General features: G+C 56.7%; 22 protein-coding genes. 17 read left to right on the top strand and 5 right to left on the bottom strand.

The genetic code is table 11. From position 1 onward, the window contains the following. Positions 1 to 7: 7 nt before the first annotated feature. From BQ5353_RS02265 to BQ5353_RS02255, 3 genes are all read right to left on the bottom strand, one after another. Entirely contained in the window at positions 8 to 2731 is a 2724-nt protein-coding gene (locus BQ5353_RS02265; RefSeq protein ID WP_071427240.1) for an N-acetylmuramoyl-L-alanine amidase, read from the bottom strand. A 24-nt stretch (positions 2732 to 2755) separates the two neighbouring features. After that, a complete protein-coding gene (locus BQ5353_RS02260; RefSeq protein ID WP_054330915.1) occupies positions 2756 to 2974 on the bottom strand; it encodes a hypothetical protein in 219 nt (72 codons plus the stop codon). Between the two features lie 186 nt (positions 2975 to 3160). Next, entirely contained in the window at positions 3161 to 4300 is a 1140-nt protein-coding gene (locus BQ5353_RS02255) for a nucleoside recognition domain-containing protein (RefSeq protein WP_162273100.1), read from the bottom strand. Positions 4301 to 4425: 125 nt separating this feature from the next. Between BQ5353_RS02255 and BQ5353_RS02250 the strand changes: the two genes are divergently transcribed. The 14 genes from BQ5353_RS02250 to BQ5353_RS02190 all read left to right on the top strand — a co-directional run bounded on the left by BQ5353_RS02250 (position 4426) and on the right by BQ5353_RS02190 (position 17759). After that, positions 4426 to 4731 (top strand): YabP/YqfC family sporulation protein, encoded by a 306-nt coding sequence (locus BQ5353_RS02250; protein ID WP_054330917.1) that lies wholly within the window; start codon positions 4426 to 4428, stop codon positions 4729 to 4731. A gap of 12 nt (positions 4732 to 4743) precedes the next feature. Then, positions 4744 to 5928: a sporulation protein YqfD gene (locus tag BQ5353_RS02245; protein ID WP_071427239.1), complete on the top strand. Its 1185-nt coding sequence runs from the start codon at positions 4744 to 4746 to the stop codon at positions 5926 to 5928. A gap of 207 nt (positions 5929 to 6135) precedes the next feature. Then, positions 6136 to 7074, top strand: coding sequence for a PhoH family protein (locus tag BQ5353_RS02240; protein WP_054330919.1), 939 nt, complete (start codon positions 6136 to 6138; stop codon positions 7072 to 7074). A 30-nt stretch (positions 7075 to 7104) separates the two neighbouring features. Beyond that, positions 7105 to 7605 carry an rRNA maturation RNase YbeY gene (gene ybeY, locus BQ5353_RS02235; RefSeq protein ID WP_054330920.1) on the top strand — a complete coding sequence of 167 codons (501 nt, stop codon included), beginning with the start codon at positions 7105 to 7107 and terminating at the stop codon, positions 7603 to 7605. Next, a complete protein-coding gene (locus BQ5353_RS02230; RefSeq protein WP_071427238.1) occupies positions 7602 to 8066 on the top strand; it encodes a diacylglycerol kinase family protein in 465 nt (154 codons plus the stop codon). The genes ybeY and BQ5353_RS02230 overlap by 4 nt, the downstream gene beginning before the upstream one ends. A 140-nt stretch (positions 8067 to 8206) precedes the next feature. Continuing rightward, positions 8207 to 9103 (top strand): GTPase Era, encoded by an 897-nt coding sequence (gene era / locus BQ5353_RS02225; RefSeq protein ID WP_054330921.1) that lies wholly within the window; start codon positions 8207 to 8209, stop codon positions 9101 to 9103. 255 nt (positions 9104 to 9358) lie between these two features. Next, positions 9359 to 10111, top strand: coding sequence for a DNA repair protein RecO (gene recO, locus BQ5353_RS02220; protein ID WP_071427237.1), 753 nt, complete (start codon positions 9359 to 9361; stop codon positions 10109 to 10111). A gap of 42 nt (positions 10112 to 10153) precedes the next feature. Next, a complete protein-coding gene (locus BQ5353_RS02215; RefSeq protein ID WP_071428392.1) occupies positions 10154 to 12550 on the top strand; it encodes an endonuclease MutS2 in 2397 nt (798 codons plus the stop codon). A 179-nt stretch (positions 12551 to 12729) separates the two neighbouring features. After that, entirely contained in the window at positions 12730 to 13209 is a 480-nt protein-coding gene (locus BQ5353_RS02210; RefSeq protein ID WP_082398485.1) for an MATE family efflux transporter, read from the top strand. Positions 13210 to 13211: 2 nt separating this feature from the next. After that, positions 13212 to 13652: an MATE family efflux transporter gene (locus BQ5353_RS02205; protein ID WP_054330923.1), complete on the top strand. Its 441-nt coding sequence runs from the start codon at positions 13212 to 13214 to the stop codon at positions 13650 to 13652. Positions 13653 to 14046: 394 nt separating this feature from the next. Continuing rightward, positions 14047 to 15282 carry an MFS transporter gene (locus tag BQ5353_RS02200; RefSeq protein WP_071427236.1) on the top strand — a complete coding sequence of 412 codons (1236 nt, stop codon included), beginning with the start codon at positions 14047 to 14049 and terminating at the stop codon, positions 15280 to 15282. Between the two features lie 186 nt (positions 15283 to 15468). Then, the gene (locus tag BQ5353_RS13370; RefSeq protein ID WP_267888271.1) at positions 15469 to 15594 is read left to right on the top strand and encodes a hypothetical protein; all 126 of its coding nucleotides are present in this window, start codon (positions 15469 to 15471) and stop codon (positions 15592 to 15594) included. A 222-nt stretch (positions 15595 to 15816) separates the two neighbouring features. Then, positions 15817 to 17100 (top strand): hypothetical protein, encoded by a 1284-nt coding sequence (locus BQ5353_RS02195; protein ID WP_054330926.1) that lies wholly within the window; start codon positions 15817 to 15819, stop codon positions 17098 to 17100. Beyond that, entirely contained in the window at positions 17097 to 17759 is a 663-nt protein-coding gene (locus tag BQ5353_RS02190; protein ID WP_071427235.1) for a DUF6320 domain-containing protein, read from the top strand. The genes BQ5353_RS02195 and BQ5353_RS02190 overlap by 4 nt, the downstream gene beginning before the upstream one ends. Positions 17760 to 17820: 61 nt before the next feature. Here BQ5353_RS02190 and BQ5353_RS02185 read toward each other — a convergent pair whose 3' ends face one another. Beyond that, entirely contained in the window at positions 17821 to 18585 is a 765-nt protein-coding gene (locus BQ5353_RS02185) for a PDZ domain-containing protein (protein WP_071427234.1), read from the bottom strand. A gap of 279 nt (positions 18586 to 18864) precedes the next feature. On the opposite strand from BQ5353_RS02185, the gene BQ5353_RS02180 reads away from it, so the two are divergent. The 3 genes from BQ5353_RS02180 (at position 18865) to BQ5353_RS02170 (ending at position 22411) form a co-directional block, all read left to right on the top strand. After that, complete coding sequence (locus tag BQ5353_RS02180; RefSeq protein WP_054330929.1) at positions 18865 to 19368, top strand: hypothetical protein; 504 nt, start codon at positions 18865 to 18867, stop codon at positions 19366 to 19368. Positions 19369 to 19688: 320 nt separating this feature from the next. Further along, complete coding sequence (locus BQ5353_RS02175; protein WP_071427233.1) at positions 19689 to 20759, top strand: AbrB family transcriptional regulator; 1071 nt, start codon at positions 19689 to 19691, stop codon at positions 20757 to 20759. A 332-nt stretch (positions 20760 to 21091) separates the two neighbouring features. Further along, entirely contained in the window at positions 21092 to 22411 is a 1320-nt protein-coding gene (locus tag BQ5353_RS02170; protein ID WP_071427232.1) for a cation:proton antiporter, read from the top strand. 299 nt (positions 22412 to 22710) lie between these two features. Here BQ5353_RS02170 and BQ5353_RS02165 read toward each other — a convergent pair. Beyond that, positions 22711 to 23007, bottom strand: a 297-nt coding sequence (locus BQ5353_RS02165; protein ID WP_143117253.1) for a LysR family transcriptional regulator substrate-binding protein, incomplete at its 5' end; no start/stop codon positions are given.

The raw sequence follows: 23007 nt of genomic DNA, 5'->3' as shown, positions 1-23007 counted from the left end.
AACATAGCTATAAGCATGCCACCAGAGCTTCCGCGATGGCAGATGCCTCTTTGCCGATGGAAAAGGCAGTGGCAAGATCGGAGTATTCCCCCGGGTTGGGCAGGTACCCCAATTCCACCAGCACCGAGGGGGCATAGGTCATCCGGGTGACCCGGTAATAGCTCTCCATGGCCCCGCCCATGGGCCGGCCTGCCGCGGCGGAGAGGCGCTGTGCGATCTCTTCGGCTAACTTTTGGGAGGGGTGGGGCTCATGGTAATACACCTCCACGCCGGACGCTTTGCCGGAATCCACCTGTTCAGCGGTGCTGTTGTGGTGCAGGGAGAGGAAGAAGTCCGCCTCCGCCTTTTCCGCCAAACGCATCCGGTCGTTTAGGGAGATATGGCCGTCCTCTTGCCGGGTGAGGATCACCGAAGCCCCCAGCTGTTCCAACCGGAAGGAGAGGGCCTTGGCCACCGCCAGATTGAGCTCCGCCTCCATGGGGCCGTTTTCCCCTGGGACACCCAGTGCGCCAGGGTCTTGGCCGCCATGGCCTGGGTCCAGAACCACCTTGACCCCCGTTAAGGGCTTGCCGTAGATGCTGGAAGGCTCCGGTCGGCTACGGCAGGTGAGAAGGAGGTCATTCCCCTGGTAAGAGAACTGGTATCCCCACAGCTGCTGCCCCTCTTGTAAGGTGAAGATGAGGCGGCAAACGCTTCCCTCCCGCTCCGCTTTGGCGGTGGCAAAGAGGGAATCCTCCGGCAAAGTGGGGTCGGGGAGGCCTTCGGTCTCATACAGAGTCAGGGTGAGGGATGTCCCGTCAAACTGGGTCTCCACCGGCACCGGAACAGTGGAGAAGAGCAAGATTTCCTCCCGGCGCCCCTCCTTATAGTGGGTGTAGCCCCCCAAGCGCCCATGGGTTTGGGGAGGCGGGCCGGTCAGCACCTGGCAGGCGGATTTTTTGACCATTCCGCCGGCGATCTGATAGTGGGATTCCGTCTCGTCCAAGATTTCGGCGGTCATCCCTTCCTTGACGGTGAAGCGGAAGTCCCCCTCCACCGGAGGATCGCCGTAGACAGCGGTGAGGTAGTCGGTTAGACGAAGGGAAGGTTTGGCGCCCTCTCCGGCCAAGAACACCTCCCCGGAGGAGTCCACCCGGGAGGATTTCCCCTGGTAGGTGAGCTGGTAGGTCACCGGCCCGATGGATTGGGTTTCCCCGGGGAAACCCGCTGGGGCGAGGAAACTCCCCTCAAACCTAGCAGGCAGGCCATCGGCTTTGGGTTCCACCTGGGAAAGGGGGATCGCCGTCCCGCCCACAGAGGCAGTGACCGAACCGCCGGACGGGGCGGTGCAGAAGAGGGTAAGCCGCTCCCCAGACCAGGCCAGAGCAGAATCCTGGGGGTAAGGGGAGAGGATTCCCCCGATGGTGGCAGCGGGCTCGGCCTGGGTGATAACCGCAGTGCAGGTTTCATCCCCTTGGCGCAGGGCGAACCGGTTTTCCCCTGGGGAGAGGGGGAGAAGGATCCCGAACAGGCCGGTGCGGGGGTCGGATGGGATTTCTTCCCCATCCAGGAGAACCGGCTCACCGGGCCGGGATGTCCCCATCAGGTAATAGTTGGAGAGGGAAGTCCGCAGCGGGGCTTGAGGGCGGGTGATCTGGAACTCCTGGGAAATGGGGGTGAGATTCAGGTCAGGGATTTTTACTTGGTAGGCGAGAAGCAGCTCCGCTGTGCTTTGGTAGGGTTCCCGAAGGGCGGTGTAACTGTCCAGCAGAAAGCCGCTGCTGCCCAGCTCCCAGCCGATCTCCCACTGGGCGGCCAATTCCCCAGGGGAGGAGAATTCCCCGCTGGAATCCGAGGGGATGAAAAGGCGCACCGCATCGGTCTGGGTGTAAAAGGGAATTCCCCCCTCCTGGGCGGCTTCTGCCCAAGGGCGAAGGGATTCCCGCACAGCCCGGCCGTCTGCCCCGGTGGCATGGGTCACCTGGGGAAGGAGAAAATCCACCGTCCCCTCCTGGGCCAGTTGAAAAAGAGCAGGGGCGAGGGGGGAATCATCCGCTACCAGTACCCCCAGAGGAGTGGACGGCAGTTTGGCTTTGGTGGACTGGAGCAAGGCGGTGAACCGGCCCTCATATCCCGTCAGGGAAAGGAGGGGTTGGTGATCGGCCTGGTGGTAGGCGATCCCCGCCAGTGGGTAGCGGGCAGCTAACTCTGCCGCCAGGTCGGAGACGGCGTTTTCCACCTCTGCCCGGTTGGGGTCCAGATAGACGGTACGGCCAAGGGTAATCCGGTTTTGTGGGTCGGCGGCGGGCCCCGATGTGGGGAGAGGTTCCGCCACATCCCCCACCAGGTAGGGATTGATCACCGCAACCACCCGGATGGAGCGCTTGTCCGCGAGGCGGATCAGGGTTTGCAACGGATCGAAGCGGGGGGTGGAGCCTCCGGCTTTGACCCAACTCCGGCTGGCGGGATAGCTTTTGGAGAGGAACAGCCCATCCGCCGAGGGCACCACTTCAAAAAAGATGGTGTTGATCCGGTTTTGAGCGGAAAACTCCACCATGGTTTGGAGCTGCCGCTTCAATTCCCGGGGCGATTGGCCCGGCGCCGTGGGGAAATCCCGGTTGTTGCGGGTGCGGATCAGCATGCCGCGCATGGAATCCGCCGGTTCCTCCGGTGCGGCAAAGGCCACCGGGCTGGGGAGCAGGGAAGAAAACAGCACAAGAAGCAGGGTGAGCGCGGTCAGGAATCGCTTCAAGGGGGACACCTCCCAGGCCAAGATTTACAATTCAAACTCCGATGGATCGTATTTGGGGAGGGGCCTGGCCCGTTTGGGCACCCGTTTCAGCGGCGCATACACAAATTTACGGCAGCTGTAAAATGGGGCCACTACCCCTTTGGATTCACATAGCACCATGTTCCCGTCTTTGGAGGCGGTCCCCCGCTCGCAGTACCCGCAGGCGGGTTCGATGTGGTTGCCAAACAGTTTGGTGCGAAACATTGCTAATCCTCCATTCAGCCCCAAGGGGCGGCGAAAATCGAAGAGAAATTACTTTTTTATTGTACCAGATTGCCCCGGAAATTACTATGGTCCCCCTTGGAAATTCCACAGGGCTTTTGAATGGCGCAAAAGAAGAAGGACCGCTTAGGCGATCTGCCCCAGCGGTCTCTCTTTTAAAAAACAGGGTCACTTCTTGGCCTGCAACGGGGCGGTGGAAGCGGTGAGCAACAAAATGGCGCACATGGCCAAAATACACAGCGCCCGCAGCACTGACGTGGGGGAGACTTCCAGCGACAGACGGGCCGCGGTGCCCAAGGCGGTCATCACTTCCCGGCCCCACTTCAGATACAGGGGGTAGGCGATGGCCGAAGTCAAAAAGGCGTGGGCAAACCGGGAGAGGACAAAGGGGGAAAGGCGAACCCCGCTGCCCCGCAGGCAGGAGGCCACCTGGAAGATGACCGACACGCCGGAGAAGGAGATGAGCAGGCTGATCACCACAAAGGGGAGATCCCCCTTGAGTCCGGCGGCGGCCACACAGCCGCTGGTCACTTCCAGCAGGCCGCCCAGCAGGGCTTCAAAAAGGTTGGGGTCCGCAAGGGAGGAGGGGGCGATTTTGGCCAGCAGGCAGGCGATTCCGCTCAAGACCCCGCTGGAGCGCAAAAGGGCCAATATCCCAGAAAAGGCGGTGATGAAGGCGCACAGGCCGAACATCCCGGAAGCGGCCCCGCTGACCGCCTCCACAAAGGCGGCGGAGAAGGGAAGACCCACCCCACCGGTCTCGCCCCGGGAGATTTTTGCCCGGCGGGAGACGATCCCCCCAATGAGGAAGGCGGACACAATCTGGGCAAAAAGGAGAATCCACCCCAGCCGGGGGCTGCCCAGCAGCGCCACCCCCACGGTGCCGATCAAAAAGGAGGGACCGGCGTTGACCGAGAAGCAGAGCATCCGGGCAGCGGTCTCCTGGGAAAGCTTTTTTTCCCTCACCAGGGAGGCGATGGTCTTGGCCCCCACCGGGTAGCCGCCTACAAAGCTCATCAGTACAGTGGCCCCCAGCTCCGGCGGCAGGTGGAACAGGCGGCGGGTGATGGGGGAAAGAGGCCGGGAGATCAGCTCCGACAGGGGAGAGAGGGCCAAAAAGCTGGAGAGGATCATAAAGGGGAACAGGGATGGAATCACCACATTGGTGCAGATGGAAAGCCCTTCCCGCACCCCATCCCCTACTTCTTTGGAGAGGACCAGGAGGGCTGCGGCCAGCAATAGGAGAATCCCCGCCCCCAGCAGGGAAGGGGCCCGGCGGAGGAGAAAACGGTGTTTTTTCTTCGGCATGGCTTGCATCAACAATCACCTCGTACTTGTTTGTATGCGGCCAGGCTGTGGAAAATGCCGGTTTGCTCCCTCAGCCATAAAAACGGGCTTTGCCGCATATAGTGACTTAGAAAGGAGGGATGGACATGAAACGGCAGAACAAGCGCCCCCGCAAGGAGTCCCCCAAGGAATCGGGCAAACTCCGGTTGGCCGGCATGCTGGAAATGCCGGCGACCTCCCTTTCGGGGATGGCGTCGCTCCAGCTCTCCGGCAATCGGGAGGCAGTGGTGGAGGGGTGCCAGGGCATCTTGGAATACGGGGAGGATACCGTTCGGCTCAGCACCGAGGGGATGGTGGTCCGCTTCACCGGCCGGGACCTGCAAATCCGCTGCATGACCCAGGAGAGTGCAGTGGTTACCGGCTTTATCACCTCCATTGAATTTCTCACCTAAGGGGGAGGGGCTATGTTTTTTGTTAAGCTGCTCCGCTTTTTGCGGGGCACCGTTTTATTTAAATTGACCGGGGGATTTTCTGAGCGGTTCATTAACTTGTGCGGCCGCGGGGGAATCCCCCTGTGGGATTTTACTGCCCATCCGCTGGGCTTTTCCGCACACACCACCGCCAAGGGCTACAAAAGGATGCGTCCTTACGCCAAAAAGACCGGGGTGAAAATCCGCATCCAAAGAAAGGAGGGGGTGCCCTTCCTCCTACACCGGTACCGCAAACGCACCGGCCTTCTGGCGGGCCTTCTGGCCGCAGTGGTGCTTCTTGGCTATATGAGCGGGTTTGTCTGGAAGATTGAAGTCACTGGCAACGAGGCCATTTCCACCCAGGAGATCCTAGCTGCCCTTGACGAGCTGGGCTTCCGGGAGGGCACCCGCAAACATGGGGTGGACGCCCGGGAACTGGAACAGCGGATGATCCTCAAGCTGGGCGGCCTCTCCTGGATCGGGGTCAATATCCAAGGCTCCACTGCCCGGGTGGAGGTGAGGGAACGGACCTTGCCACCGGATTTGATCGACCAGGACGATGTGCCCACCAACGTGGTGGCCGCCGAGGATGGGCAGATCATCTACCTGGAGGTTTACGACGGCCAGGCAGTGGTGGCCTTGGGGGATACGGTGATGCAGGGAGATCTGATTGTCAGCGGCATCACCGAGGATAAACATGGGAATTCTGCCCTGAAACACGCCAGGGCAAAGGTGGTGGCCCAGGTGGTGGGGGAGAAGGAGATCCGCATCCCCTTGGAGGAGACCCTGCGGGTGCCCACCGGGGAGGAGAAACAGCAGAAATTCTTGTCTCTTGGCTCCTTTCAGCTGCCTATCTCCTTTGGCGGGCCGCCGAAAACCGGCTATGAGACCAAAGTGGAGTCCAGCCGGCTCACTGTGTTGGGCAGAGAGCTTCCTCTCGTCATCGAGACCCGGCGGCACTTCCCCTATTACGAGGAAAACGTCCACCTCACCGCCGAGCAGGCCAAGGCAAAAGCCCTGTCGCAGTTGGAAGAATGGGAGAAGGAGGAATACGAAAGGGGAAAAATCATTGACCGCACCTTGAGTGGCCAGGTGGAGGGAAAACATTTTGTATTAAATGCACAATACATAGCCGAAAAAAATATCGAAAAACTACAGGAAATTTTGATAAAGGAATAGCAATTTGTCACACCTCTGTGTTATAATAACGATAAAAGCATGGATTTTGTCTGCTTTTCTACAAAATTTGCCCCATGGAACACTACATTTTACCATCTGCTGGGTTTTTCCCGGTGGACGCTCGACGATACACCCCAAAACCAAAGCCAGCCTGGGGCTGGCTAGAAGGAGGAATCCAGCATCGAACAGGTCGTAAACATCGAACGGATGGAACATGCCCTCGCGCTGTTCGGCAGCTTTGATGGGAATATAAAAATTGTGGAAGATGCGTTCTCAGTGACCATCGTCGCCCGGGGTACCGAAGTAAAGATCTCCGGCGATCCGGAGAACGTCTACCTCGCCTCCAAAACGGTGGAGGGGCTTTTGACCCTTATTGACAAGGGGGAGGCCATCACCGACCAGCGGGTCCACTATGTCATCGGCCTGGTGCGGGAAGGGACTTCCGACCAGCTCTCATCCCTAGCCAGCGACGTGGTCTGCATCACCGCCAAGGGAAAGCCCCTGAAGGCTAAGACCTTGGGCCAGAAAAAATATGTGGACGCTATGAAGAACAACACCATCACCTTCGGCATCGGACCCGCTGGCACCGGCAAGACCTATTTGGCGGTGGCCATGGCGGTTCGCGCTTTCCGGGCGAAAGAGGTCAACCGGATCATCCTGACCCGGCCGGCGGTGGAGGCTGGGGAGAAGCTGGGCTTCCTGCCCGGAGACCTGCAAAATAAGGTGGACCCCTATCTTCGCCCCTTGTACGATGCCCTCTTTGACATGCTGGGGCCGGAGAATTTCCAGCGCTACCAAGAGAAGGGGAACATCGAAGTCGCGCCCCTGGCCTATATGCGCGGCCGCACCCTGGACGATTCGTTTATCATCCTGGATGAGGCCCAGAACACCACCCCTGAACAGATGAAGATGTTCCTGACCCGGCTGGGGTTCAACTCCAAGGCGGTGATCACCGGGGACATCACCCAGATCGACCTGCCGGACACCAAGCGGTCCGGCCTAGTGGAGGCATCCAAGGTGCTCAAACATGTAGACGATATTTCCATCGTCTACTTCACCGAGAAGGACGTGGTGCGCCACCGCTTGGTACAGGCCATTATTAAGGCTTATGAGAAATACTACGATGAAAGACGCCGCCGGGATTAGCACCGGCTTAGGATAAATGGAGGATGTAACATGGCCCAGAGTGTGAAAGTGGTAATCACCAATCGGCAGAAAGACGTAAAAATCCCATCGGGTATCCGGCTGCTGATCCGCCGCTGCTGCCACGCGGTTTTGGCGACCGAAGGGTTTGAAGGCCCCGCTGAAGTCAGCGTCAGCTTTGTCAACAACGAGCAGATCCGAGAGCTGAACAACGAGTTTCGCCACAAGGACGCCGCCACCGATGTCCTCTCCTTCCCCTTGGGGGAGAACGGGGTGTATGACATCAATGAGGAGACCGGCGCCTACCAGTTGGGCGATGTGGTGATCTCGGTGCCCAAAGCCATGGAGCAGGCGGAGCAATATGGCCACTCCCTCCAGCGGGAGATGGGCTTTTTGACCGTCCACTCCATGCTGCACCTGTTGGGGTATGACCATGAGGCCGGAGGCCTGGAAGCCCTGCGGATGCGGGAAAAAGAGGAGACAGTGATGAGTAAGCTGGGCCTGGCCAGAGACCAGAGCTATACCATGCAATGATCGGGCTCCTGAGAAGCTTCGGGTACGCTTTCCAAGGGGTGGTAGCCTGTCTCTTGGGGGAACGGAACTTCCGCATCCACACCCTGGCAGGCGCCATGGCAATTGCCATGGGGGCCTACTACCGGCTCTCCGGCACCCAGTGGGCGGTGCTCCTTTTGGCCATCGCCTTGGTGCTTTGCTGTGAGGCGGTCAACACCGCGGTGGAAGCTGCTGTGGACCTTGTCTCCCCTGGGGAGCACCCCCTTGCCAAACTGGCCAAAGACTGTGCCGCTGGGGCGGTGCTTCTGGCGGCGGCGGGTTCCGTTGGGGTGGGGTTCTGCCTTTTCGGGGACCTGGGGTCTTTATTCGGCTTTTTCTCTTTGTGGGTGGCTTCCCCTGCAAGAGCAGTGGGAAGCGCCCTTTTGTTGTCCCTCTGCCTCCTCTATGTGTTCTGCCCGCCCTGGTGGGCGAAGAAGAGGTAGGTCCCCGTAAGGGGAAGGACGTCCCTTGTTTTCCAAGCTGTTTGCCCCGCAGGGAAGCATCCCTGCGTTTTGGCTTTCTACATTATGATCAACTCCGGCCTAAGGCCGGACCGCTTCACGCGGAGAAAGGAGGCTGAACTGTGGAAACACGTTCTGCTTTTATTGCCATTGTCGGCCGCCCCAACGTGGGCAAATCCTCCCTCCTCAACGCCATGGTGGGGGAGAAGGTGGCCATTGTCTCGGACAAGCCCCAGACCACCCGCAACCGGATTGTGGGCATCCTGACCAGAGGGGAGACCCAGCTGGTATTCATCGACACCCCCGGCATGCACAAGCCACGTACCAAGCTCAGCGAGTTTATGGTGCGCCAGGTGCGCCGTTCGGTGGCCGACGTGGACGCCGCGGTTCTGGTCACCGAGCCGGAAAAGGAGGTCACCAAAGCCGAGCGGGAACTGCTGGACAACATCAAGGCCATGGGAATTCCAGCTGTTTTGGTCATCAACAAAATTGACACCTTGAAGCGGCGGGAGGACATGCTGGAAAAGATGCAGGCCCTCTCTGCGGAATATGAGTTTGAAGCGGTGGTGCCCCTCTCAGCCCTCACAGGGGATGGGGTGGACATCCTCCTCGCCGAGCTCTCCCAGCTGGCGGAGGAAGGCCCCCACTTCTTTGACGACGACGATTTCACCGACCAGCCCGAGCGGGTCATCGCCGGGGAGATCATCCGGGAAAAGATCCTCAACAACATGCGGGAGGAGATTCCCCATGGCACCGCCGTTTCGGTGGAGTCCATGAAGGAACGGGAGGATAAGGACATCATCGACATCGACGCCGTTATCTACTGCGAACGGGACAGCCACAAGGGAATGCTCATCGGCAAACAGGGTTCGATGCTCAAAACCATCGGCTCCCAAGCCCGGGAGGAAATCGAGGCGTTTTTGGATGCCAAAGTCAACCTGAAGCTTTGGGTCAAGGTGAAAGAGGATTGGCGCAACAAAGAGGGGCTGATCAAACAGTTCGGCTTCACCGAAGAATAACGTCCCAAAAAAGTTACAAATATTTACAATTCCCCGCGCCAAGCCTTGGCAGGGGAACCGACAAGAACTACCGGTAATATTCTATCACCAAAGGCAAACAATCTTATTAAAGAGGAATGTGCGAGGTGAGAGGGATGAATCCGGATACCGCATGGCGGCGTTTTGAAGCCACCGGAAAAATAGAGGACTATCTGCAGTACAAGCAGACCGAGCAGGGGGGATGGCAGTCCGCCCAGCCGGCCGGAGGGGACGGCAATGCAGATCACAACCTATGGAATGGTCCTGCGGGAGAAAACCATTGAGGATGACCGCCTGCTGACCATTCTGACAAAGGAATACGGCGTGATCTTCGCCTATGCGAGAGGGGCCAAGCGGCTGCGGGGGAAATTGGTTTCCAGCACCGAGCAGCTTTGCTACTCTCGCTTTGTGCTGTTCAAAAACAAGGACCGTTACTCAGTGGACAGCGCCGAGGCGGACACCATCTTTTTTGGGGTGCGGCAGGACATTGAAAAGCTGGCCCTGGCCTCCTATTTCTGTGAGCTGTGCATCCAGGCCATCCCACGGGAGGAACCGGCGGAAGAGTACCTGCGCCTCCTCCTTAACAGCCTCCACTTCCTGGAAAACGGGAAGCGGAGCCCCCTTTTTTTAAAGCCGGTTTTTGAGCTGCGACTGTTGACCTTGGCTGGGTTTATGCCTGACCTGCTGGGCTGTCGGGAGTGCGGCACCTTTGAGGACCCCCAGATGAAGTTCCTGCCCCGCACCGGGGAGCTCCTCTGTGGGGCGTGTGCCCCAGAGCCGGGGGAGGGGGTTCCCATCCCGGTGCCTCCAGGGGTGCTGACCGCCATGCGCCACATCATTTATTCGGAATTTGACAAGCTGTTCCGCTTCTCCCTGGATGAAGGGGGGCTGCGGCAGCTGGCCGCCGTCAGCGAGAGTTATCTGATCGCCCAGCTGGACCTTCGACTGCCCACGCTGGATTTTTACAACTCTCTGTTCCGCGGCCGCTAAAGACAGATTTACCCAAAGGGGGTACCAACAATCATGGAAACAATGGAACGACACTACCGAGCACTGGAACTGGATAAGGTGCTTGCTATGCTGGCCAGCCACGCCACCTGCGAGGACAGCCGCAAACAGGCCCTGGCCCTGCGGCCGATGACCGATTTTGAGGAGGTCCGGCGGGAGATGGCTATGGTCGGCGACGCCAACAGCCTGACCAACCGCTACGGCACCCCTACGGTGCTGGATATGAAAAACTGCGACGGCCCCCTGCGCCGGGCGGAGATGGGTTCCTCCCTCTCCCTGCGGGAGCTGCTGGACGTCTGCCATGTGCTCAAAGCCATCCGCAACCTGGCCAGCTGGAAACGCCAGTCTCAGGAGAGCGAGACCAGCCTGGATTACCTCTTTTCCAACCTGTTCCCCAACCGTCCGCTGGAGGACCGGCTGGAAAGCGCCATCCTCTCGGAGGAGGAGATCGCCGACAACGCCAGTCCGGAACTGGCCCAGATCCGGCGGAAGATCCGCAGCACCCAGACGGGGGTCCGCACCCAGCTGGACAAGATGATCAAATCCCCCACCTACGCCAAATTTTTGCAGGAGCAGATCGTCACCATGCGGGACGGCCGGTTTGTGGTGCCGGTCAAATCGGAGCACCGGGGGGAGATCCGGGGCTTGGTCCACGACACCTCCTCCAGCGGAGCCACCGTGTTTGTGGAGCCTATGGCGGTGGTGGAAGCCAACAACGAGATCCGGGTGCTGCAAAGCAAGGAAAAGCAGGAGATCGACCGGGTGATCGCCAAGCTCTCCGCCGAGGTGGGCCAGGCGGCTTCCGCCATCAAACACAGCTACGATGTGGCGGTGGAGCTGGATCTCCTCTTTGCAAAATCCCGGCTGGCCGACCGGATGAAAGCATCGGTCCCCGCCCTCAACCAGGAGGGAAGGGTCAACCTGATCAAGGCCCGCCATCCCCTCATCGACCCGGATAAGATTGTCCCCATCGACCTGAACTTGGGGCTGGAATTTGATACCTTGGTGGTCACCGGCCCCAACACCGGCGGTAAGACGGTGGCCCTCAAAACCCTGGGCCTCCTCACCCTGATGGCCATGTGCGGCCTGATGATTCCGGCGGCGGAGGGCAGCGCCCTTTCGGTGTTTGACAAAGTCCTGGCCGACATCGGCGACGAGCAGAGCATCGAGCAGAGCCTCTCCACCTTCTCCGCCCACATGACCAACATCATCGACATCCTGGACAAGGCGGATTCCTCCACTCTGGTCCTCATCGATGAGCTGGGGGCGGGCACCGACCCGGTGGAAGGCGCCGCCCTGGCGGTTTCCATCATCGAGAAGCTGCGCTCCCTGGGGGCCAAGGTGGTCTCTACCACCCACTATGCGGAGATCAAGATGTACGCCCTCCAAACTGAGGGAGTGGAGAACGCCAGCTGCGAGTTTGACGTAGCAACCCTGCGGCCCACCTACCGGCTGCTCATCGGGGTGCCGGGCCGCTCCAACGCCTTTGCCATCAGTGAACGCTTGGGCCTGACCGGGGATGTCATCGATAGGGCCAAGGAGCTGATCTCCAGTGACAACACCCGGTTTGAGGATGTAGTCTCCGAGCTGGAGGCCGCCCGGCAGGGCCTGGAGAAGGAGCGCAGCCAGGCTAGTATTCTGCGGGCCCAGGCCGAGCGCACCCACAAAGAGATGGAGGAGTACCGGCAGAAGCTGGAAAAGGACGCGGAGCGGGAGATTGAAAAGGCACGTGCCCAGGCCCGTTCTATTGTGGAGCAGGTCAAGTTCCAGGCGGAGCTGGTGATGGAGGAAATCGAGGAGCTGAAAAAGCAGAAAAACAGCGCCGATATCGCCCAGCTGGCCAGCAAGGCCAAGGCCCAGTACCGCAGCCAGATGAAGAAATTGCAGGATATGGCCGACCCGGTCACCGGGCGCAAAAGGGAGTCCAGCTACCGCCTGCCCCGTCAGCTGAAACGGGGCGACCTGGTGATCATCAACGAGCTGAACAAGGAGGGGACGGTCCTCTCCGACCCGGATTCCAGCGGCAACGTCATGGTCCAGGCCGGAATTCTAAAAACCCGGGTTCCAGTGGGCGGCCTGCGGCTCATTGAGGATCAGGAGAAGAAGAAGATCACCTACAACGGCGGCGGGAAAAGTGGCGTCTCCTACCGGGACGTCAAAGCCAGCGCCGGCCGGGACGCCAAAACGGAGGTGGATCTGCGGGGTATGACCACCGACGAAGCCCTTTTGGAGTTGGACCAGTATTTGGACGGCGCCGTCCTCGCCGGGCTGAACACTGTGACCATCATCCACGGCAAGGGGACCGGCGCCCTGCGGGCTGCGGTGCACCAGCACTTGCGCAAGCACAAGGCGGTTCGCACCTTCCGCCTGGGGGTGTATGGGGAAGGGGAATCCGGCGTCACTATCGCGGAATTAAAATAAATTAGTTTCTATCGTGAACTAATTAAATCTATGCTATGACAGACAGGCGGCCCGTTATAAGGCTGCCTGTCTTTTTTTGTCTGCGGGTCGCCGTGCGCCCTTGGGGAATGAGGCGTAAATGGGAGACAATCCCCCAGTGGGATTGTCGTTTTTCAGCAAAGGAGTGAGTGGTTTGGGACATGACACAAGGCAAGCCGATGAAGCTGATCTTCGACTTTGCCATGCCGATGATGATCGGCAGTTTGTTCCAGCAGCTTTACAACACGGTGGACGCGGTGATTATGGGGAAGTATGAGGGGCCGGATGCACTTGCCTCCATCGCGGCGGCCTTCCCACTGATGTTCTTTATGATGTCGGCGATCACCGGCATGACCATGGGCGTCTCGGTGATTATCTCGCAGCTGTACGGCGCGGGGGATCAGGAGCAATTGAAAAAGGCCGTATCCACCTCGATGATCTTCCTGGTGGGGATGTCGGCGGTCATAACCGCCGTGGGGCTTGTGATCATCATCAAGGAGCTCACCTTTGATAAGGAAATGTTCCGCCATATTGTCAGTTTCAGTGTCCCCACCGCCATCCAGCAGAGCATAGTATCCTTGGGAATGATGTCGGTGCAGGGGACTTTGAACGGTCCCAAAAGGGCCTGCGGGGAACCTTGAAGATGTCCGTCGCCTTCTGCGTAATGGCTTCAGTGATCATGGTGGCATTTTCCCACCAGCTGCTGAGCATCTTTATGGGCGAGGGAAATGAGGTGGTGATCGCTGTGGGCGCAGAATACCCGACTGTGATGGCCTCCTGTTATTTCTTGATGGCCACTATGTATGCATTTTCCGGCTTTTTCCGGGGATCCGGCTACACCCGGATGGCGCTCTATATGAGCATTACCTCCCTGGGGGTGCGGATTGTCACCTCCTACGCCTTGGCGCCTACCATCGAGGCCAGCGCCATTTGGTGGGGTTTACCGGTGGGCTGGCTGACCACCGTGCTGCTGGGGATATTCGCTTACCGCCAAGGCAAGTGGAAGAACTTTGCCTTGGTGAAATCTAAGCACAAGGAATGGGAAGGCGATGTGCCGGGGGAGATGTTGGTAGAAAATGAGTAATTTTCCCCAGGGATAGAGCGCCCTCACAAAAGAAAAGGAGCATTTTGCCTTCTGTCCCCCCATATATCCTACTACTGGGGGACGGAAGGCTTTTCTCAAAATGGAAGCCAATTTTTTCATATACGGCCTTTTTCCAGCCCTTGGCTGAAACAGGGAAATGAGGGGGGCACCCCAAAAATGGGTTCTTACAAAACAGGAGGAATCCAACTTAAACCGGCGAATTTTCTAAAAAACGAATATTGTTTTCATCATTTTAACAATTTTGTAAAAATTCTATTTGGATGGGGAGAAGATTATGTTATACTAGGGTAAAATGTGTGAAATCAATGGGCTGTTTTGCCAGATTTCCATCGGACTGCCAATCCAACAAAAAACCGGAATAGGAGTGTTAGTCATGTCATCCAACGATTTGGAAAAGGAGGTTGGGATACCGGCTGCGGCAGAAGCTGCCGTGGACGACTTTGAGCCGGATCCCACTACCATCCCCATCTGGAGTAAGAATTTAGTTCTAGCCATCTTGTGTTCCATGTGTATCGGCCTGGCAGGTCAGATGCTAAACCCAACCCTGCCTCTTTACACGGTTGAAATTGGCTTCCCGGAGCAGATGGCCGGCATCATGCTCACAGCATTTTCCATTGGCTCGCTGTTGTTTCGTCCCATCGCCGGTCAGCTGGTGGACTACATCGGCCGCCGGAAAATGGTGTTATGCGGTTCCCTTTTGGTGGCGTTCTCCTTCCTTTTGTACTTAATGTCCACCAACTTTTATATGATTCTCTGTGTCCGCGTTATGCAGGGCATCGGTTTCTGCCTGACTAATACAGGAATTGGCACTGTGGCATCAGACATCATCCCCAAGGCCCGTATCACCGAGGGTATCGGCTACTATGCGTTGGCGGGGGCTATTTCTATGACTGTGGGCCCGGCAGTGGGCTTGGAGCTGAAAAACATGTTCTCCATGCGGGGCGATTTTATCGGCGGCCTCCTGTTGGCCAGCATTTGCATTGTGGCCAGCCGCTTCATCTCCTATGAGGAAAAACTGAAAACCCGCAAACCTGGAGAGAAGATCAAAATCAGCCTGTTTGAGAAAACCTCCCTGCTGCCTGCCAGCATGATCTTTACCGCCACTGTGGCCCAGACTTCCCTGACCGCTTACCTCGCCTTGTACGGCCGATCCATCGGCCTGGAGGGGGTCAGCAGCTTCTTCCTCTTCACATCAGTTGGAACCATCTGTGCCCGTGCTTTCGCAGGTAAGGTCACCTACCGCCTAGGGGAGAAAAAGGTGCTGTGGGCCGCTGTTTTAGTGACCACTTGCTGCTTCTTTGCGGTTTCGTTTGCCAAGACCATGCCGGTGTTGATTGCCATCGCCATTGTCTATGGCTTCGGTTACGGCGTATTGTATCCGGTGACCAATGCCATGTCCATCCGCAACGCCATCCCGGAAAACCGCGGCGCAGCCAATGCCACCTACTCGGCGTCCTTTGACCTGGGGACCATTGTGGGCGGCTCGGTGTGGGGGATCGTAGTCGCCAACCTGAACTATCCCTGGATGTACAGATTGGCGGCGGTCCTTACGTTGTTCATCATTCCGCTGACATTGATTTACCAGCGCAAATTTGTGGAGTGGAGATAAATCTTTGACAAGATTTGCGGGGGAAGAGGATACTATCCTCTTCCCCTTTTTAGAAGGGAGCTTTTCTCCCTTTTTACTTTTGGACTGATTGGTTTCAACTCCGGCAGGTACACCAAGCATTGATGCGGACAGAGAAATATGATAAAGTAAATTGAACTGAATGATAAATAAGGAGCGTTTGGTTGTATGGAACAGAATGAAAAGCAATTATCCTCTAAACAGAAACGAAACATCTTGTTTGCAACTTTAGCAGGACTTGGCATTGGCGGTTTATTGGGAATCGTGGCATATTATCAACATTGGCTTGGATAAAGTATTTTTACAAATTTCGTTTCAGCGAGCAGATGTTTTCTGTAAATATACCTCCCTTCGTCAAAATGATGAAGGGAGGTTGTTCATTTTCTGAATCAGTCCAAAGGGTAAAAGGGAAGGATTTTTTCCCACATTGACAGGAGTTCCGGCAAGTGGGTATAATAGAAAATACGCTAGGCGCCTGTTTGGCGCGGCTATTTGTTAAAAAAGGGGGGACAGAGCTTGGAAAAGCAGATTTCCTGGAGCCGGCTGGACAACACAGCCAAGCTGTTTCCCGCCATCAGTGGGGAACATGCGGCAAATGTGTTCCGCCTTTGGGCGGACCTGGAAGAAGACATCCACCCCAAGGCGCTTCAGGAAGCGGTGGAACAAGCTTTGAAGGACCTTCCGGCCTTTGCAGTAAAGATGCGCCGCGGGGTGTTTTGGTATTACTTTGAACAGAATCCCGCCAAGCCCGTGGTCCGGGAGGAATTCTGTCCCCCTTGCTTCCGCATAGAGCTGCGGCGCAACCGGGGATTTTTGTTCCGAATCACTTATTACCAGAGACGGGTGAATCTGGAGGTATTCCATGCCCTGACCGATGGGAATGGGGCGCTGTATTTCCTCCACCACATCCTTTTTTATTATTTAAAACAGGTCTGCCCGGCGGCATCCCATTGGGAAAAGCCGGCGGAACTGGAGGATGTCTCCGAGCAGGAGATGTGGGAAGATGGCTTCGCAAAGAGCGATGAAGAATCGGCGGGTGCCGCTGGCCAGCCGATGATCTTTGCCCCCCGCGCTTACCACTTGGACGGGGAGATGCTGCCCATCGGCGCCCAGCAGATCACCGAGGCGGTGTTTTCCGCCAAAGAGATTGCCGGCTTGGCCAAAGCTTCCGGTGCCACAGTGGCCCAGTATTTTGCCGCCTTGCTCATCGAGGCAATTTTGGAGGAGAGGTGCAGGGAAGTTCCGCCCAAAGAGAAAATTGTCATTAGCCTTCCAGTCAACCTGCGCAACTTTTTCCCCAGCAAAACCCTGCGGAATTTCTTCATCTTTGTGCGGATTGGGGTGGATGGTTCTCAGGGGAACCCTGGCTTTGACAACATCCTCGCCCAGGTGGGGGAACAGATGAAAGGGGAGATCACCCGGGAGAAGTTTTTGGCCCGCATCCGCCAGCAGCGCCGCTTGGAGGAGATCCCCTTCCTGCGGGTGGTTCCTCGGGTGATCAAGGACTTTTTCATGCGCCGCACCTACCGGCGGGGGGAGCACACCTACACCTGCACCTTGACCAACATGGGCCGGGTTCCAATGCCCCGTGAATTTGTCCCCCATGTGAAGCGGATCGGCACCATGCTGGGGGCTTCCCGCAACAACACGCTGAAGGTGGCGGTTTCCTCTTTGGGGGATGTGATGACCGTCGTTTTCAACTCCACCTGCCGGGAGGAGGACATCCCCCGGTATTTTATCCGCAGGCTGACAGCAGAGGGCCTAGCCGCCGTGGTCACCTGCAACGAGGTGCCGCGATGAAAACATGCAACAACTGCCGTATACAGGTCAACTCCAGCCGGGAGTTCTGCCCGCTCTGTGGCCAGACCATGGCCCGATCCACTGGGGAGGGGTATAGCGCCTATCCCAAGCTGGAGCTGCCCCGCCGCCGGTTTGGCCGGTTAAAACTGCTTTTGATTTTCACCCAGGTGTTTTTGGGGATCACCGTCCTTGTGGATGGGTTTATCCGCAGCACCTCTTATTGGTATCTGGTGTTGTTGGCTGGCTCGGCGTATACTGCGGTGAGCGCCCTCTGGGCGGCCCGGCGAAAAAACAACCCCGGCGGGGTCATCCTCAAAGAAGTGTTGCTGATCTCAGCCCTTTCCTTTTCCGTGGATTATTTCAGCGGATTTTCCCGCTGGTCCACCAATTATTTGATCCCTCTGCTGGTCATGGGCAGTGGGGCGGCCATCACTGCCATTATCCTGCTGCGGCCGGTCTGGTTCCGGGATTATTTCTTTTATCAATTCACCCTCCTGGTAATGGGAGGGTTGTGCATGCTCCTGTGGGTAATGGGCTTAGCCACTGTCCGCTGGACGGCGTTCTGCGCCCTGCTTCACTCCCTTGTCACATTGACCGGCCTGATGTTGTTTGCCGGCGCCGGTACCCGGGAGGAGCTGAAAAAACGGTTCCATTTGTAGCGGACAACATAGAAAAACCGCCCTCTTCCAGTCGCAGGAGAGGGCGGTTCTTTTGGAACTTCTAATTATCGGTTACATAAGTGAGGGTGTAATCAGCCTGCTGGTCAGCCTGTAAGACGGTCACTGTGACCTGTGTACCTTCGGGGCCTAGGAGGCGGTATTGGGGTTCGTGGGCGGCAAGGCGCATCTGCTGCACCGAGAGGCCGTCAATGGCGAGGAGTTCGTCTCCAGCCTGGATTCCAGCCAAGGCGGCAGGCGATCCGGGCTCCACCGACCCAATAAGGACGGTGCCGTCCTCCTGGTTTTCGCAGACGATTCCCACTGCGGCCTCGGTTTTGGCTGCGATCTCGGCGGCGGCATCTGGGTTTTCCCCGGTGAACATGCCGCTGATTTTGCCGTCGGCCATCTCAATGCGAACTTGACAAGGGTAGGCGTCCCGGTCCATACCAAAGACCATAGAAGTCAAATAGTTGGGCATCAGGCACTGAAGGACAGCGTAGTTTTCCCCAGTCTCCACCACTGTAATCTGGTTGTACTCCTGTTGTAAGGCGGAGAGGCGGTCAATCTCCTCCTCCATCTCCTGGCGGGTCAGGGTATGGGACGCCCCGCCCAGCTGTCCGAAGGCGACCTCATCAGCCAGCATGGCTTTGGCGGCCTCCAAATCATCCGCCCCGATGGCGGTCAAATATTGGGTGGCAGCCTCCCCGATGGCTTCGCTGGAAACAGGGGTAGTCCCATCTTGAGAGGGGAGTTCCCGCTGGGAGGAGCAGGCCGAAACCTGCAGTGCCAATAAAACCGTCAATGCGATGGTCAAAAAACGTTTCAAAACAATCCCTCCGTTCCGTTGCTTTTATGGTAGCACAGCGGGGTGGAGAAAGTCAAATAGCGGGGCCAAACCTTCCCAAAAAATTCAAATTTTTGACCGCTTCCCTCGGTTGGGGCGATGGAAAAAACTTGCTTTTTAGGGCAAAATCTCCTACAATAGGGAAAGATGACAAGGGGGAAAGTTGTTCCCCCGCAATAAAATCCCCCCAGCTGGCCACTATTGGGTTGGACGCGCCCAAGATTTCCCCGCTATTGGCGGAATTGATGAGGAGGAACCCAGATGAAAAAAATGCTTGCAGCCCTTGCGTGCCTTGTGATGCTCACAGGCTGTTCCGGACAAAACGCCAAGATCGGGGTGGGGATTTCCACCAGTTTGACCAAGTCTGCCTCCGCTTCGGAGGAGAGCGACGGCAAGGCCGTGGCCGATGTCGCGGTGGCGGCAGTCACCTTGGATAGCAAGGGGAAGATCGTCAAGCTGACCATCGATGCGGTGCAGACCCGGGTGGAGTTCGATGGCCAGGGTGAAATCCTCTCCGACCTGGAGGCGGACGTTCTCTCCAAACGGGAGATGGGGGCAGACTATGGGCTGAAAAAGTCCTCCTCCCTGGGCAAGGAATGGGATGAGCAGATCGCCGCCTTTGAAGAGTGGGCGGTGGGGAAGGACGCCGCTACTGTTTTGGCGATGACCGACCCTTCCCAGGATGAAACCCTCAGCACCCAGGTAGACTTGGATTTGACCCCCTACCTGAAGGCGCTCGAAAAAGCTGTGGAGAATGCAAAATAAACACAAAGAAAAAAATCTGCCCCTCACGGAAAGCCCAAAGCAACGGTGAGGGGCCTTTTGTTGCCTAAAAACTGTTTCCGGAACAATAAAAACTTCACAGTTTTTTAAACTATTATTGTATTTAGAAAGGGAGCAATGGTATACTGAAGGAAATAAAATGTACGGAAAGGCGTTGTATGCGGCTCTCTGTTAGGGGATAGCCGCACCCTTGTATTCCCCTTGTGCGGCCCGGATCATTCCATGGCAACCCTTCTCTCCGGGAGGCAGACGGGGAGGGAGGCGCTGTTCCCCAAATCTAGATGGAAAAGAAGGCGTGGCAAATGGGCAATATCCTACTCACACTGGCGGTGGGCGCATTGGGCGCCATCATCGCCCTGAAGCTGAAAATCCCCGCGGGCGCCATGATCGGCTCAATGGTTGCTGTGGCCATCTTCAGCGTGTTCACCGGCATGGCGTTTTTCCCCAACACAGTGAAGTCGGCCATTCAGACGGTCACCGGCGCATTTTTGGGTATGTCGGTGTACCGCAAGGATTTGAAGGAAATCCGCTCAGTGGCGGTGCCGGCGGTCATTATGATCGTGGGCCTGGCCGTCACCAACCTGCTGATTGGTTTCGGCATCACCATGGTGTCGGACATTGACCTGGTTTCTGCACTCTTGTCCTGCACCCCTGGCGGCGTAACAGATATGTCCATTATCTGTATGGACATGGGTGGCTCCAGCTCCACTGTAGCCCTCCTGCAAACGGCGCGTTTGATCTTTGTCATCGCCTTTTTCCCCGCGATGATGACCTTTATGTCCGCTCATTTTGACAAGGCGGACCACTCCAACGCAGCGGAAGAAAAAGAGGAGCTGTTGGAGGAACAGCAGGAAGAAAAGGTGGAGAAGGACCGTTCCCTGAAGATGATTCTCGTCACCCTCGGCTTCGCGGCCATCGGCGGCATCATCGGCTATAAAATTGGGATGCCCGCCGGCTCCCTGACCTTTGCCATGCTGGTGGTGGCCACCTTCAATGTCTTTACCAGCAAAGCTTACATCCCCATGAAGGTCAAGCTGGCGGCACAGACTTGTTCCGGCGCCATGATCGGCTGCACCATGACCATGAACGACGTGCTGCGCCTCCAGACGATGATCGCCCCCATGATCATCATTGTGGTCGGCTATTTGATTTCCAACATCACCCTGGGATTCTTCATCCGAAAAGTTTCCAATTTGGATTTGACGACGGCTTTGTTTGCCACCACTCCAGCAGGCGTCTCTGACATGGCGCTAATTGCCTCAGACATCGGCGGCGATGCCCCCAAGGTGGCTGTGCTGCAGATTTTCCGCTTGGTGATGGTCATTGCAACTTTCCCCATGATGATTTCCATGGTGGTGAAATTTTTCGGTTAACCATTTGTACATAGGCTAGAACCGGCCCCCGCTCAATTGAGCGGGGGCATTTTGCTTTTCATGCATTTTGTGATGTATTCTCTGGTGTGAGGAACGGATTGGGCGGCTCTACTGGAAGAAAAAAGCCGTTTTTGAGGGAAATAATCAGGAGGAAAACAAGCCCTCAGATTGGGTGTTCCAAAAAATGGGTAGTCAAAATGCACATTATAATTGCATATAAACTGTTTATTTTCGATAATTGCTAACCTTGAAATCCGAACCAATGAGGACTATACTAGAGACCGGCCTGAAAGAGTGGTTGCAAAATATACAAAGAAACGTGAGGGATTTTTGTGGAATCGTATGAGTTTTTGTTTAACGTGGCTTTGGTGTTGCTGACCACAAAAGTGTTTGGGATTATCACCAAAAAGATTGACATGCCCCAGGTGGTGGGCGCTCTGGTGGCTGGCCTATTGCTGGGGCCGACGATGCTCGGCATTATGCACGAGACGGTTTTCCTGGACCAGATGGCGGAAATCGGCGTCATCGTGTTGATGTTTACCGCCGGTTTGGAAACGGATATAGCGGAGCTGAAAAAGTCCGGCAAAGCGTCTTTTGTCATCGCCTGCTTCGGCGTTGTGGTTCCCCTCTTGGGAGGATACTTCCTAGCGGCATTTTTCAGCCCGGAGCCAGATACCTTTTTGCAGAATGTATTTATGGGCGTAGTGTTGACGGCGACATCGGTCAGCATTACGGTGGAAACCTTAAAGGAGATGGGCAAACTCTCCACCCGATCGGGCAATGCCATCTTAGGCGCTGCGCTGATCGACGATATTCTGGGCATCATCGCCCTGACCTTGATCACCAGCCTTTCTGACCCCAGTGTCAATGTGGGGGCGGTGCTCTTCAAAGTGGTTGCTTTCTTTGTTTTGAGTTTGGCCCTGGGTTTATTGCTCCATAAAGGGTTTGAAAAGTGGATGAGCAGCTACAACCGGGATAAAAAGCGGTTTGCCATCATTGCATTTGCCTTCTGCCTGATCTATTCCTTTGTGGCAGAGACGGTCTTTGGGGTGGCAGACATCACCGGGGCATTCATCGCCGGGCTGATTATCTCCAACACCACCCGGGTCACTTATGTGGCGTCCCGGTTTGAGATTATTTCCTACATGCTCCTTTCGCCGATTTTCTTCGCAAACATCGGCATCAAGGTAGAACTGCCGGAACTGACCGCCTCCATAGTGATCTTCTCTGTGCTGCTAGTGGTGGTGGCAGTGTTGTCCAAGGTAATCGGCTGCGGCATCGGCGCCAAGCTGTGCCATTACACCAACGAGGAGTCACTGCGCATCGGCGTAGGTATGGTCACCCGAGGCGAGGTCGGCCTGGTGGTTGCCAGCAAAGGCGTTGCCACTGGGCTGATGCACCCCGACTTTTTCGGGCCGGTGATCATCATGGTGGTGTTCACAGCGGTGGTGACCCCTGTGCTGCTTAAAATGGTGTATCGGGATAAAAAGACCGATTACAGCGACCTGGAATACAGCGAATTGGCGGAACAGTACCAGGAGGTCAAGGATTTCGACCTGGCTGCCCAGGTATTGCTGGATATGCACGACCGGATGCGCGATCAAGGCAAGGAGAAAGAGGAAACTTCTCCTGCCGATACCAAAGTACAATAAGGGTTTCATCCAAAAGCAGCCCCTCTGCCCAAAGGCAGAGGGGCTGCTTTTTATTTTTGGTTTATGATTATGCAGGTACAGACAGCAACTGCCATGTAGATTATTGATGTACAAAACCCGATTGCCCGTATCGCTAAATCGTCAGCTGCACAAGGGAAGAAACCCAACATAGCGCCAACATAAAAATGATAACGCCTCCAAAAACGCCGGCAAGCAATACATCTGATTTTGAAATCCAGTTACCGAAGTTAGCCAAAAATATCAGCCAGAAGAGGGCCGTTTCCTTTCGCCTGGGGTGATTAAAGGGGGATTTCCAAAAATTGAAGCAGCCGTTTGCCCGCCGGGGAAATGGGGGCTTTTGCCGGGGTGATCAGGCACATTTTCCGGGGCGGGAAGGGGGGCTGGATGGAGAGCTCGAAAAGGGTGTTTTCCTCCAGCTGCCCTTGGGCGAAGTTGCGCACCACACAGCCAATCCCCATACAGCGCAGGGCAAATTGAACAATCAGCTCGCTGGTGGCCAGCTCGAATTCCGGGTCCAGGGAAATGCCGGCTTTCTCCATGCAGCTGTCTACAAAGCGGCGGGTGCTGGTGCGTTT

It is taken from the genome of Merdimmobilis hominis, assembly GCF_900104615.1.
Lineage (GTDB): Bacteria > Bacillota > Clostridia > Oscillospirales > Ruminococcaceae > Merdimmobilis > Merdimmobilis hominis.
This window is presented reverse-complemented; position numbering and strand designations above follow the sequence as displayed.

Bases quoted from the DNA above. Each gene is read 5' to 3' on its own strand.
- BQ5353_RS02205 (WP_054330923.1), top strand. From the start codon at position 13,212: ATGTCCGTCGCCTTCTGCGTAATGGCTTCAGTGATCATGGTGGCATTT.
- BQ5353_RS02210 (WP_082398485.1), top strand. From the start codon at position 12,730: ATGACACAAGGCAAGCCGATGAAGCTGATCTTCGACTTTGCCATGCCG.
- BQ5353_RS02200 (WP_071427236.1), top strand. From the start codon at position 14,047: ATGTCATCCAACGATTTGGAAAAGGAGGTTGGGATACCGGCTGCGGCA.
- BQ5353_RS02260 (WP_054330915.1), bottom strand. From the start codon at position 2,974: ATGTTTCGCACCAAACTGTTTGGCAACCACATCGAACCCGCCTGCGGG.
- ybeY (WP_054330920.1), top strand. From the start codon at position 7,105: ATGGCCCAGAGTGTGAAAGTGGTAATCACCAATCGGCAGAAAGACGTA.
- BQ5353_RS02255 (WP_162273100.1), bottom strand. From the start codon at position 4,300: ATGCCGAAGAAAAAACACCGTTTTCTCCTCCGCCGGGCCCCTTCCCTG.
- BQ5353_RS13370 (WP_267888271.1), top strand. From the start codon at position 15,469: ATGGAACAGAATGAAAAGCAATTATCCTCTAAACAGAAACGAAACATC.
- BQ5353_RS02230 (WP_071427238.1), top strand. From the start codon at position 7,602: ATGATCGGGCTCCTGAGAAGCTTCGGGTACGCTTTCCAAGGGGTGGTA.
- BQ5353_RS02245 (WP_071427239.1), top strand. From the start codon at position 4,744: ATGTTTTTTGTTAAGCTGCTCCGCTTTTTGCGGGGCACCGTTTTATTT.
- BQ5353_RS02180 (WP_054330929.1), top strand. From the start codon at position 18,865: ATGAAAAAAATGCTTGCAGCCCTTGCGTGCCTTGTGATGCTCACAGGC.
- BQ5353_RS02190 (WP_071427235.1), top strand. From the start codon at position 17,097: ATGAAAACATGCAACAACTGCCGTATACAGGTCAACTCCAGCCGGGAG.
- recO (WP_071427237.1), top strand. From the start codon at position 9,359: ATGCAGATCACAACCTATGGAATGGTCCTGCGGGAGAAAACCATTGAG.
- BQ5353_RS02215 (WP_071428392.1), top strand. From the start codon at position 10,154: ATGGAACGACACTACCGAGCACTGGAACTGGATAAGGTGCTTGCTATG.
- BQ5353_RS02240 (WP_054330919.1), top strand. From the start codon at position 6,136: ATGGAACATGCCCTCGCGCTGTTCGGCAGCTTTGATGGGAATATAAAA.
- BQ5353_RS02175 (WP_071427233.1), top strand. From the start codon at position 19,689: ATGGGCAATATCCTACTCACACTGGCGGTGGGCGCATTGGGCGCCATC.
- BQ5353_RS02250 (WP_054330917.1), top strand. From the start codon at position 4,426: ATGAAACGGCAGAACAAGCGCCCCCGCAAGGAGTCCCCCAAGGAATCG.